Genomic DNA, 11,080 nt, shown 5'->3' on the forward strand with positions numbered 1-11,080 from the left:
CTCCGGGCCTGGCCCCACGCACCCCAGCTCCGGTGCGCGGACCCCGGCCCCGCGCACCCCTGGCCCGGCTCCACGCACCCCAGCGCCTGGCCCCGCGCGCCCCGGCCCTGCGCACCCGGCCCCGGCCCCGCGCGCACCCCAGGCCCGGCCGCTCCGCCGCGACGGGGCTGTAGTTCCGCCCGATCGCCTGGCGCGAAGTCACCGCACCCCGGCTTCGGCCGCTCCGCGCCGCGACAGGGCCGTGATTCCGCCCGATCGCCCGGCCCGAAGCCACCTCACCCCGCCCCGGCCCCGGCCGGAACCGCCCGGCTCAGACCTCCGCCTTCACCCCGAACTCCACCTCGGCCGTCTCCACCGTCCCGGCCGTCCGGCCCGGTGCGGTCTGGTACTTCCAGTACAGGTTCGTGTGCGCGATGACCTGCCCGGGCGGCGGCGCACCGTACGACGACAGGTCCTCCGTCGAGTGCGCGTCCGAAACCAGCGTCACGTCATACCCCCGCGCCAGGGCGCCGTGCAGTGTCGAGCGGATGCACGCGTCCGTCTGGGCGCCCGCCACCAGCAGCGAGCCGATTCCCCTGCTCGCCAGCACCTCCTCCAGGTCCGTGGCCTCGAACGAGTCGCCGTACTCCTTGTGCACCAAGGGTTCCGCTTCCCGGCGCACCAGTTCCGGCACGTACTCCCACGTCTGGCTCCCCCGTGGCAGCTCGTCGCTGGTGTGCTGGACCCACACCACCTCGGTGCCGGCGGCGCGGGCGCGGTCCACCAGCGCGGCGATGTTCGCAACGACGTTTTCGCGGTCGTGTGCCGTCTCCATCACGCCGTTCTGGACGTCGATGACTACCAGCGCGGTGTGCGGACGGTCGGTCAGTGTGGTCATGGCGTCACCCTAGCCACCGGCACCGACAATTTCCGGACGTAGCATGCCGCGGTATGGACTACGGGATGCTCTTGCTCGGTGTCGTCGCGCTGGTCGCGGTCGTCGGACTGGCGTCGTCGGCCACGGAGCGGCGGCTGGGGCGGGTCGATCGGCGGCTCGCCCGGGTGGAGCGGAAGCTCGACGCGATCGCGGAGCGGCTCGGCGTGCCCACCGCGGAGCCGGAACTCGCCGAGGTCACCGAACTGCTGCGGCAGGGCAAGAAGATCCAGGCGATCAAGGCCTACCGCGAACGCACCGGCGCCGACCTCCGCGAAGCCCGGGACGCCGTGGAACGGCTCTCCTAGGGCGCCCCGCCGATGTGCTTGGCGGACACCGCCTCCCACACCGCGTCGAAGTCGTTGTAGCGGTCGCTGTCCGGTAGCCCGCCGAGCGAGCCCAGCACCGAGTCGCCGCCTCCCGCCGCCGCGGCTCGGCGCAAGAGCTCGTCGCGACCGCAGGGGTACTCGGTGTCGGACAGGTGCCGCTCGAGGCTGGTCCGGTCCGGAGCGGGCATCGCACACCTCCTCATCGTTCTCCCCACCCCGCTTACCCGGGGCGCGCGGGCCGGAAACTCAGCTCACGACGATCGTGTGGTCCGACCGCGGCTCCAGGGTCCCGATCACCGGGTGGCCCGGCAGCTCCCCGGCCACCAGCAACCCGCCCGACGTCTGCGCGTCCGCCAGCAGGAGCGCCTCCTCCTCCGAGATCCGGGACAGCTCCGCGTGCGGGCGCACCCAGTCGAGGTTCCGCCGGGTGCCGCCGCTGACGTACCCGTCGCGCAGCGCCTCCCGCGCACCCTCCAGGTACGGCACCGCCGCTGGGTCCAGCCGGGCCGTGACGCCGCTCGCGCGCGCCAGCTTGTGCAGGTGGCCCAGCAGGCCGAACCCCGTCACGTCGGTCGCGCACACCGCCCCGGCGGCCAGCGCGGCCCGGGACGCCGGCGCGTTCAGCGTCGTCATCGCCTCGATGGCCTGCGGGAACCGCTCGCCGGTGGCCTTGTGCCGCGAGTTGAGCACGCCGACGCCGAGCGGCTTGGTCAGCGTCAGCGGCACGCCCGCGCGGCCCGCGTCGTTGCGCAGCAGCCGCGACGGATCGGCGACGCCGGTCACCGCGAGGCCGTACTTCGGCTCCGGGTCGTCGATGCTGTGGCCGCCCGCCAGGTGGCAGCCCGCCTCGGCGCAGACGTCGAGGCCGCCGCGCAGCACCTCGGCAGCCAGCTCGAACGGCAGCGTCTCGCGCGGCCATCCCAGCAGGTTGACCGCCACCACCGGGGTGCCGCCCATGGCGTAGACGTCGGACAGCGCGTTGGCCGCGGCGATCCGGCCCCAGTCGTAGGCGTCGTCGACGACCGGGGTGAAGAAGTCCGTGGTGGCGATCAGCGCGGTGCCGCCGGAGATCCGGACCGCGGCCGCGTCGTCGCCGGTGTCGAGGCCCACCAGCAGCTCACCCGGTGGCGCCACGGGCGCCGCGCCGGTCAGGCCGGCCACGGCCGCCTCCAGTTCGCCCGGCGGGATCTTGCACGCGCAGCCGCCGCCGTGCGCGTACTGCGTCAGTCGGTAACCCACCGGTTCATCGTGCCCGCCGGGCGCGAACTTGGCAGGATGGCTGCCATGGTGCAGGGAGGCGTATCCGGCCTGGTGACCGGCGCGGTCTTCAAAACCGTCGAACGGCAGGTTCTGCCGCTGGCGGGTTCGATTCCCGTCCGCCTCCGCCATGCCTGACCCGCGCCGCGCGATCCCGCGGACCGACGCGCTCCTGGCCGAGCCCCGGATCGCCAAGGCCGCCGGGACGCTCGGCCGCGACCTGGTGAAAGCCATGGTCAACGACGTCCAGCGGGCGGCGCGAGCGGGCGAGATCGCCCCGGACGCCGTCGCCGACGCCGTGCTCGCGCGGCTGCCGGCGGGCGCGTCCTCGCTGCGGCCGGTGGTCAACGCGACTGGCGTCGTCGTGCACACCAACCTCGGCCGGGCCCCGCTTTCGGCCGCCGCACTCGACGCCCTCGCCGCGGCCGGCGGCGCCACCGACGTCGAGTTCGACCTCACGACCGGCGAGCGCGCCCGCCGGGGCCGCGGCGCCCTCGCGGCGCTGCAGGCGGCCGTGCCGGACGCCGGTGGCGTGCACGTGGTCAACAACAACGCGGCCGCCCTGCTGCTCTGCGCGCTCGCCCTCGCCCCGGGCCGGGAGATCGTCGTCAGCCGGGGCGAGCTGGTCGAGATCGGCGACGGCTTCCGCATCCCGGACCTCCTGGAATCGACCGGCGCGCGGCTGCGTGAGGTCGGGACCACGAACCGGACGACCGCCCGCGACTACGCCGCGGCGATCGGCCCGGACACCGGGTTCGTGCTCAAGGTCCACCCGTCCAACTACCGCGTCACCGGGTTCACCGCGGAGGCGACGCTCGGCGAGCTGGCCGGGCTCGGCGTGCCGCTGGTCGCCGACATCGGCTCCGGCCTGCTGGCCCCGCACCCGCTCCTGCCGGACGAACCCGACGCGGCGAGCGCGCTGCGGGCGGGCGCCACGATCGTCACGGCCAGCGGGGACAAGCTGCTCGGCGGCCCGCAGGCCGGCCTGCTGCTCGGCGACACCGACGTCGTCGAACGGCTGCGGCGCCACCCGGCCGCGCGGGCCCTGCGCGTCGACAAGCTCACCCTCGCGGCTCTCGAAGCGACGCTGCGCGGGCCGGAACCGCCGGTGCGCGCGGCGCTCGAAGCGTCCGTCGCGAGCTTGCGGGAACGGGCCGAAGCGCTGGTCAAGACCCTCGGTGACGTCGATGCCGAGGTGGTCGTGTCGGTGGCGGCGGTCGGCGGCGGGGGCGCTCCCGGCGTCGAACTGCCCAGCGTCGCGGTGAGCCTGCCGGCCCGGTACGCGGCCGCGCTGCGCACGGGGGAGCCGGCGGTGGCCGGCCGGGTCGTCAAGGACCGCTGCCTGCTCGACCTGCGGACCGTGCGCCCGGACGAGGACGCGACGCTGCGGGAAGCCGTCCGCCGATGCGGGTGATCGTCACCGCCGGGCACGTCGACCACGGGAAGTCCACGCTCGTGCGGCGGCTGACCGGGATGGAACCGGACCGGTGGGCCGAGGAACGCCGCCGCGGCCTCACCATCGACCTCGGCTTCGCGTGGACGCGGATCGGCGAGGAGGACGTCGCGTTCGTGGACGTGCCGGGCCACGAGCGGTTCGTGCCGAACATGCTCGCCGGCGCCGGGCCCGCCCCCGCGGTGCTGTTCGTCGTCGCCGCCGACGAGGGCTGGATGCCGCAGTCGGCCGAGCACCTCGCGGCGCTGGACGCGTTCGGCGTCCGCCGTGGCCTGCTGGTCGTCACCAAGGCCGACCGCGCCGACCCGGCCGCGGCGACGGCCCTCGCGCTGCGGGAGATCGCCGCGACGTCGCTGGGGGCCGTCTCGAGCGTCGCCGTCAGCGGCCGGACGGGCGCGGGCCTCGACCGTCTGCGCGCGGCGATCGCCGAGCTCACGGCCGGGCTCCCGGCCCCCGACCCGGACGCCGACGTCCGGCTGTGGATCGACCGCGCCTTCACGGTTTCCGGGGCCGGCACGGTCGTCACGGGCACCCTCTCCGCCGGCACGATCGCCACGGGCGACGAGTTGCTGCTGGGGCCGGCGCGGGTGAAGGTCCGTGCCCTGCAGGCCCTCGGCGAACCCCACGACCGGGTGAGCGCGGTGGCCCGGGTCGCGGTGAACCTGCGCGGCACCGCCCGCGGTGACGTCCGCCGCGGTGACGTCCTGCTCACCCCGGGCCGCTGGCGCACCACGACGGAGTTCGACGTCCGCCTGCGCGGCGCGGCCGCGGCGGACCTGCACCGCGAGCTGGTGCTGCACCTGGGCACGGCGGCCGTGCCGGTCCACGTCCGTCCACTGGGGACGGACACCGCCCGGCTCACCACGGCGGCCGCGCTGCCGCTGCGCACCGGCGACCGCGGCCTCCTGCGCGACCCCGGCGAGCACCGGATCGCCGCCGGGTTCGACGTCCTCGACGTCGACCCGCCCGCGTTGTCCCGCCGGGGCGCGGCCCGGGCCCGCGGTCACGAGCTGACCGAGCCCGACCTCGCGCGGGTCTATTTGCGCCGCAAGGGTTTCGTGCCTGTCGGGGACTTCGCGGCGATGGGCCTGCGCCCGACGGGGGAGCGGCTGGGCGAGTGGTGCGCGGACGAGGAGCGGCTGGCGGTGTCGCGCGCGCGGGCGGCCTCGGTGGTGGGCGCGTGGGACAGCACGGCCGCGGGCATGCCGGTGGAGGCGGTGCGGCAGCGGCTCGGGCTGCCGGCCCCGGAACTGGTCGTGCCGGTGCTGCGGGGGACCGGGTTCGAGGTATCAGGCGGACTGGTCCGCCGCCCCGAAGCCGGGTTGGCCCCGGCCGTGGAGAAGGCCCTCGAAGTGGTGGCGGAACGGCTCGCGGAGCACCCGTTCCGCGCCCCGGAGGCGGACGAGCTGCGAGCACTGGGCCTCGGCCGCCGAGAGCTGGCAGCGGCCGTCCGCCTGGGCCGGTTGACGGCGGTCGCCGAGGGGGTGGTGCTCGGCCCGGACGTGGCGGAGCGGGCGGTGGCGGAGCTGCGCCGGCTGCCCCAGCCGTTCACGGTGTCGGAGGCCCGCAAAGCCCTCGACAGCACGCGCCGGGTGATGATCCCGCTGCTGGAGAGGTTGGACGCGGCGGGCCGGACCGAGCCGCTCGGCGACGGTACGCGCCGCACGAGGGGCTAGGCCTTTCTCCTCGCGGAAACGGCGGGCATACTTCGCTGACTGTCCGCCTCCGCACCCGGAAGATCATGAGCGTCGAGAACGAGAATGCCCCGGCCGGGAACCCGTTTTCCCCGATGGCCATCGCGGCCGATCCGGCTGCTTCCGAGATGACGATCCAGACCGACGCGGTTCGCCTGGCTCATGCCGCCCTCGACAGCTATTTGGCAGACAATGTCTGGCAGGGCAATGTGCTCGCGGTCGTCGGCGAGCACGGCACCGGCAAGACCCACCTTGCGCTGAGCCTGCTGGATTCGGTGAAGCCCGACACCGTCTCCGGTTTCTACCTAGAGGCGCGGGACAGGTTCTTGACCACCTACCGGCGCTTCATGGATCAACTGGGTGTCGACCACATCGCGGGTCTGGTCCAGATGTATTACGTGGATATCGTGGCCGACGCCGCCGAATCCGTTGGTCCAGCTCAAGAGGCGTGGATTCACCAGCTCCGAAACCTCGAAATCGATCCGGCCACTGCCGTCGAGCGGGTCTCGTTGAGCGCGGCAGAGCTGTCGAGAAGTCTCGACCGGAAGCTGCGCGATGTCGTCTTGAATGGAGATTTTGCCGACGCACTCGCGTTGTTGATTCGAGCCGATCTGAAAGATGCCGCGTGGGAATGGCTCTCCGGGTACGGACCCGGCAAGGCCTTGGCGGAACATGGAATCACCCAGCCGATCGGTACGGAAATCGCGGCCATGGAGGCGTTCGGCTCGATCGTGCGGCTTCACGGCGCCCGGCGCCGGAAACTCCTGCTGGTGATCGATGACGTGGAGGCGTTGTGGCCGGGTGACTTCGGCGGGGTGGACGCGCAGATCACCCTCAAAAAGCTGCTGGAGGTGTTTTCTGCTTTCGGTGCCCTGCTCGTCCTACTCGGAACCCCGGACTTCCTCGAAGTGCTGAGGGCAGAGGTCCGGCAGCGCATCGGCCGGGTCATCGAGATGTCGCCGTTCTCGGTGGCTGCGGTCCGATCCCTCATCGAGCTGAGGCAAGAGCAGTTCTCCGGACACCGCCGTCTCGAGCCGTTCACCGAAGAAGCCGTCGCGCGCATCGTGGAACTGTCCGGCGGCAACGCGCGCACGATCATCAGGCTCTGCTACCAGGTCTTCCAGCTGGCAAGCGCAGAGGGCCAACCGGCCGGTGCCGGCTTGGTCGAGCGGGCGGCCCGCGACGCCTCGCCGATGGCCGAAGAAGAACGGGCTGCGCCGCCGGCCGAAAAGCGCGTGGACCGCCCCGACGTCCAGGAGAAGTCGGACGTCGAGTGGACGACCGACACACCCACCGATGTGGACCTGCTCAAACGTGACGCGCTGGCGGAGGTGCTCGCGGCCCGGATCGTGGAAACCCGGGAGCGGCACCCGGACACGTCGTTGATCGTGCACGTCGACGGCGAGTGGGGCGCCGGCAAGAGCACGCTGCTGGGCCTGCTGGGGCGGCGGCTCACGGGTGAAGGCCTGCTCGTCACGCCGTTCGACGCCTGGCAGCAGTCCCGGTTGTCGCCGCCGTGGTGGGCGCTGCTCACGGCGGTCCGCAACGCGATCGTGCAGGACCGGGGCTGGTGGGCGCAGCGGCGGCTCAAACTCAAGGAACTGGCCGCGCGGGCCCGTCGCTCGGGGGCACCGTTCGTGCTGTCGGCCATCCTGCTGGTCCTGTGCGCGGGCGGGGTCGGCCTGCTCGTCCGCGCGATCGTCGGGACCCAGCAGCCCGGTTCCGAGTGGCTGAAGGTGGCACTTTCGGCGATCGCGGCGGTCGGCGTGCTGTGGCCCGGTGTCCGGGTGGCCGGCCGGGTCCTGCTGTGGGATTCGGCCGGTGGCGCGCGGCTGTTCGAGCAGACCGGCGCGAACCCGATGGGCCGGGTCGCCGAGCACTTCGACTGGCTGCTCCGCCAGTCGGGCAAGCCGGTCGTCCTGTTCATCGACGACCTCGACCGGTGCAAGCACGACTACGTGGTGGAAGTCCTCGAAGCCGTCCAAACGCTGCTGCGGGCCGCCCCCGGTGGCCGCGGCGGCGGGCCTCCGGCGGCCTACGTCGTCGTCAGCGCGGACGGGTATTGGATCCGGCAGAGCTTCAGCACGTGGTACGCGGAGTTCGACGAAGAGGGAAGGCAGCCGGCCGGCCGGTTGGGCTACCAGTTCATGGACAAGCTCTTCCAGCTGACCGTGCCGATGCCGGCCCTGGGCACCGCGGCCCAGCGACGGTTCCTGGGTCACCTCCTGAACGTCACCGACGGTGACACCGACCTGCGGAAGGCGCCCGCCGCCGTCGAGGCCAGGGGCAGGATCCAGGCCGCCGCCGGCGACGAGGGCCGGATCCTGGCGGCGCTGGACGCCATCGCCGAGCCGGAGATCCGCAGCGCCGTGGCCGTCGACGCGGTCCGCGCGGTGGCCGCGCCGGAGACGCAGGCGAACACCGAGCACATGCTGCGGAAGTTCGCGCCGCTGATCGGCAGCAACCCGCGGGAGATCAAGCTTTTCCTCAACACCTACAGCATCCTGCGTGCGGTCCGGACGCTCGAGGGCCAGACTCCCGAGACCGGGCTGCTGGCCTTGTGGGCCGTCCTGCGGGTCCGCTGGCCGGCGGTCGCCGATCACCTGCAACGCCGCCCGGCGTCCGTCCTCGGGATCCGGGAGCCGCAGTGGTGTCCCGAACTGTTCCCGGAACACCTGCTCGACGTCGTCCGCGGCAAGGAGCTGCGCGCGGTCGTCGGCGACCCGGTACACGGCCCGCTGACCGAGGACGCCATCCGCCGCTGCTGCGGAGCGGGCTAACGCCGGTCCTCGGCCAGCGACTGCGTCCCGAGCACACCCAGCAGCGCCAGCCGGTCGGCGGCCTCGGTACCCGGCTCGGCCGTGTACACCATCATGCGCAGGTCGCTGCCCGCGACGCTCAGGACGTCGCAGTCCAGGGTCAGCTCGCCGACGTCCGGGTGGTCGATCGTCTTGCGGGCGGCTTCGTGCCGGCCGATCGCGCCCGATTCCCACAGCTCGGCGAAGCGCGGGCTGTGCTGCCGGAGGTCGGCGATGAGCGTCCGCAGGCCGACGTCGCCGGGGTAGGTGCCGGCCGTGCGGCGCAGGTCGGCGACCAGGGCCGCCTGGAGCGCGTCCCGGGACTCCGGGGTGTCGCGCACCCGGGCGTTGGGGCTGAGGAAATTGCGCCGGACGCCGTTGAGGTCGTCGCCGTGCCATTCGCCCATCAGCGCCGTGTACAGCGGGTTGACCAGGAGCTGGTTCCAGGCCGCGTCGAAGACGGCGACGGGGGTACCGGCCAGCCGGTCCAGCATGCGGTGGACGCCCGGAGTGATGTGGCGCGGGACCGTGCCCGGACCCGGCGGCACGAGCCCGGCCAGGCGGAACAGGTGCGTCCGCTCGTCCCGCGTGAGGCGCAGCGCCCGGGCCAGCGCCTCGACCACCTGCGCCGACGGGCTGGTGGCGCGGCCCTGCTCGAGCCGGACGACGTAGTCGGCGGAAATACCCGCCAGCTGGGCCAGTTCCTCGCGGCGCAACCCGGCGGCGCGGCGACGGCGGCCCGCGGGCAGGCCGGCCGCCTGGGGCGGGACGCGGTCGCGCCAGTGGCGCAGGGCCGTGCCGAGTCCGGTGTTCGCCATACCTCGATTGTGCAAGCCGGCCGGCCGGTTGTCCTGGTACTGCCGCTCCCAGGAAAACCCGGCCGCTTCCTGAGTCCCCGCCGCGGGCCGATGGTGGTGGCGACGGAAAGGAACGAATCCCATGAACCAGCTCGCCCTCGTCACCGGCGCCACCTCCGGCATCGGCCGGGCCTTCGCCGACCGCCTCGCCGCCGACGGCCACGCCCTGATCGTCACCGGCCGCCGCGAGGACCGCCTCGCCGAGCTCGCCGCCGCCCACCCGGACGTCGAGATCCGCACGGTGGCCGCCGACCTGGCCACCGACGACGGCGTCGCGGCCGTCGCCGCGCTGTGCGCCGCCGAGCCGCTGACCCTGCTGGTCAACAACGCCGGCGTCGCCCACTACATGCCGCTGGCCCAGCTGCCCGCCGGCAAGGCCGGCGAGCTCGTGCACGTCAAGGTCGCCGCGCCCACCATGCTGACCCGCGCGGCCGTCGCGGGCATGCAGGAACGCGGCGAGGGGAAGATCGTCAACGTGGCCGGGATGATCGCGTTCAGCGGCCCCGCCGACGCCTCCGTCCTGCCCCGCCGGGCCGTCTACGCCGGTTCGCTGGCCTACCTGGTCACCCTGTCCCAGACCCTGAACGCCGAGCTCGAAGGCACCGGCGTCCGGGTGCAGGTGCTGTGCCCGGGTGTCGTCGCCACCGAATTCCACGAGCGGCAGGGCCTCGACCTCAGCGCGGTGCCCCGGATGACCGCCGCCGACGTCGTCACCGCGTCCCTGCGCGGCTTCGAACTCGGGGAGGTCGTCACCGCCCCGGGGGTCGAGGACGCCGGCCTGCTCGACGCCGTCTTCCGGGCCGACCTCGCCGCTTTCGGCGGGCAGCGCCCGGAACTCGCCTCCCGCTACCGCTGAAGCCCGCCGAAGAACGCACCCAGCGCGGCCGCAAGGGCCTCCGGGTTCTCCTCGGCGACGTGGTGGCCGGACTTGATCGCGTGCCCGCGCAGGTCGGTCGCCCACGGCCGCCAGACGGCCAAGACATCACCGTAGAGGTCTTCCAGGTCGTCGTCGCTCGACCAGAGCACCAGGGTGGGGCAGGTGATCCGCCGGCCGGCGGCGCGGTCGGCGTCGTCGTGGGCGCGGTCGACGCCCAGGCCGGCGCGGTAGTCCTCGAGCATCGCGGTGACCGTGGCCGGGTCGTGGATCGCGCGGTGGAAATCGGCGAAGTTCTCCGCACCGAGCCGCTCGGGGGCATTGCGCGTGCCGACGTCGTACCAGGCGTCGGGGTCGGCGGTGATCACCCGCTCGGGTTTTTCCGGCTGGGCGAAGAAGAACCAGTGGTACCACTCGCGCGCGAACCGCGCGTCGCAGCGGTCCAGGGCCTCGGCGATCGGGACGGCGTCGAGGATCGCCGCGCCGCGGATCACGTCCGGGTGGTCGAGCGCCAGGCGCGTGGCCACGTAGGCGCCGCGGTCGTGGCCCGCCACGAAGAATTCGTCGTGCCCGAGGTGCCGCATCAGCGCGACGCAGTCCGCCGCCATGACGCGTTTGCTGTAGGGCGTGTGATCTTCGTCCGTCGGCGGCTTGGTGGACTCACCGTAGCCACGGGTGTCCGGGCACACGACGGTGAACCGCTCGGCGAGCCGCGGGGCGACTTGGTGCCACGTCGTGTGCGTCCGCGGATGCCCGTGCACCAGCAGGATCGGCGGCCCGGAGCCGCCGTGACGCACCCGCAGCGTCACGTCGCCGACGTGGACGCGCTCCAGCGTGAAGCCTTCGAACATGCACAGTCCCCCGGACACGAACCCGCTGCCGCACCCCGGAATCCGGGGTGCGGC

The 11,080-nt window shown here is 73.5% G+C and carries 10 protein-coding genes and 1 tRNA gene; 6 read left to right on the forward strand and 5 right to left on the reverse strand.

The features are described from left to right. Window positions 1-310 precede the first annotated feature (310 nt). Window positions 311-877, reverse strand: a complete 567-nt coding sequence (locus ACWEVN_RS07940) for a cysteine hydrolase family protein (RefSeq protein ID WP_452050681.1) — start codon at window positions 875-877, stop codon at window positions 311-313. Between the two features lie 53 nt (window positions 878-930). Here ACWEVN_RS07940 and ACWEVN_RS07945 point away from each other — a divergent pair, with 53 nt between their 5' ends. Continuing rightward, window positions 931-1,221, forward strand: coding sequence for a hypothetical protein (locus tag ACWEVN_RS07945; protein ID WP_452050682.1), 291 nt, complete (start codon window positions 931-933; stop codon window positions 1,219-1,221). Here the strand turns inward: ACWEVN_RS07945 and ACWEVN_RS07950 are convergent. Continuing rightward, window positions 1,218-1,430 (reverse strand): DUF2795 domain-containing protein, encoded by a 213-nt coding sequence (locus ACWEVN_RS07950; RefSeq protein ID WP_449686595.1) that lies wholly within the window; start codon window positions 1,428-1,430, stop codon window positions 1,218-1,220. The two genes, ACWEVN_RS07945 and ACWEVN_RS07950, sit on opposite strands and share 4 nt — an antisense overlap. 58 nt (window positions 1,431-1,488) lie before the next feature. After that, complete coding sequence (gene selD, locus ACWEVN_RS07955; protein WP_452050683.1) at window positions 1,489-2,481, reverse strand: selenide, water dikinase SelD; 993 nt, start codon at window positions 2,479-2,481, stop codon at window positions 1,489-1,491. Window positions 2,482-2,535: 54 nt separating this feature from the next. Between selD and ACWEVN_RS07960 the strand changes: the two genes are divergently transcribed. From ACWEVN_RS07960 to ACWEVN_RS07975, 4 genes are all read left to right on the forward strand, one after another. Continuing rightward, window positions 2,536-2,630: transfer RNA gene (locus tag ACWEVN_RS07960), tRNA-Sec, on the forward strand. Further along, on the forward strand, window positions 2,630-3,913 hold the full coding sequence (gene selA, locus ACWEVN_RS07965) for an L-seryl-tRNA(Sec) selenium transferase (protein WP_452050684.1): 1,284 nt from the start codon (window positions 2,630-2,632) through the stop codon (window positions 3,911-3,913). The genes ACWEVN_RS07960 and selA overlap by 1 nt, the downstream gene beginning before the upstream one ends. Beyond that, on the forward strand, window positions 3,904-5,628 hold the full coding sequence (gene selB, locus ACWEVN_RS07970) for a selenocysteine-specific translation elongation factor (RefSeq protein ID WP_452050685.1): 1,725 nt from the start codon (window positions 3,904-3,906) through the stop codon (window positions 5,626-5,628). Before selA ends, selB begins: the two co-directional genes overlap by 10 nt. Window positions 5,629-5,693: 65 nt before the next feature. After that, window positions 5,694-8,426 (forward strand): P-loop NTPase fold protein, encoded by a 2,733-nt coding sequence (locus ACWEVN_RS07975; protein ID WP_452050686.1) that lies wholly within the window; start codon window positions 5,694-5,696, stop codon window positions 8,424-8,426. On the opposite strand, the gene ACWEVN_RS07980 is transcribed toward ACWEVN_RS07975, so the two are convergent. Next, window positions 8,423-9,262 (reverse strand): helix-turn-helix transcriptional regulator, encoded by an 840-nt coding sequence (locus ACWEVN_RS07980; RefSeq protein ID WP_452050687.1) that lies wholly within the window; start codon window positions 9,260-9,262, stop codon window positions 8,423-8,425. The two genes, ACWEVN_RS07975 and ACWEVN_RS07980, sit on opposite strands and share 4 nt — an antisense overlap. A gap of 121 nt (window positions 9,263-9,383) precedes the next feature. On the opposite strand from ACWEVN_RS07980, the gene ACWEVN_RS07985 reads away from it, so the two are divergent. Beyond that, window positions 9,384-10,157, forward strand: coding sequence for an SDR family NAD(P)-dependent oxidoreductase (locus ACWEVN_RS07985; protein ID WP_452050688.1), 774 nt, complete (start codon window positions 9,384-9,386; stop codon window positions 10,155-10,157). On the opposite strand, the gene ACWEVN_RS07990 is transcribed toward ACWEVN_RS07985, so the two are convergent. Continuing rightward, window positions 10,148-11,080, reverse strand: a 933-nt coding sequence (locus ACWEVN_RS07990) for an alpha/beta fold hydrolase (RefSeq protein ID WP_452050689.1), incomplete at its 5' end; no start/stop codon positions are given. The two genes, ACWEVN_RS07985 and ACWEVN_RS07990, sit on opposite strands and share 10 nt — an antisense overlap.

The organism is Amycolatopsis sp. NPDC003861, from assembly GCF_053605405.1.

Excerpts from the sequence above, each read along its gene's own strand:
- ACWEVN_RS07940 (WP_452050681.1), bottom strand. The coding sequence starts at position 877 with ATGACCACACTGACCGACCGTCCGCACACCGCGCTGGTAGTCATCGAC.
- ACWEVN_RS07945 (WP_452050682.1), top strand. The coding sequence starts at position 931 with ATGGACTACGGGATGCTCTTGCTCGGTGTCGTCGCGCTGGTCGCGGTC.
- ACWEVN_RS07950 (WP_449686595.1), bottom strand. The coding sequence starts at position 1,430 with ATGCCCGCTCCGGACCGGACCAGCCTCGAGCGGCACCTGTCCGACACC.
- selA (WP_452050684.1), top strand. The coding sequence starts at position 2,630 with ATGCCTGACCCGCGCCGCGCGATCCCGCGGACCGACGCGCTCCTGGCC.
- selB (WP_452050685.1), top strand. The coding sequence starts at position 3,904 with ATGCGGGTGATCGTCACCGCCGGGCACGTCGACCACGGGAAGTCCACG.
- ACWEVN_RS07975 (WP_452050686.1), top strand. The coding sequence starts at position 5,694 with ATGAGCGTCGAGAACGAGAATGCCCCGGCCGGGAACCCGTTTTCCCCG.
- ACWEVN_RS07980 (WP_452050687.1), bottom strand. The coding sequence starts at position 9,262 with ATGGCGAACACCGGACTCGGCACGGCCCTGCGCCACTGGCGCGACCGC.
- ACWEVN_RS07985 (WP_452050688.1), top strand. The coding sequence starts at position 9,384 with ATGAACCAGCTCGCCCTCGTCACCGGCGCCACCTCCGGCATCGGCCGG.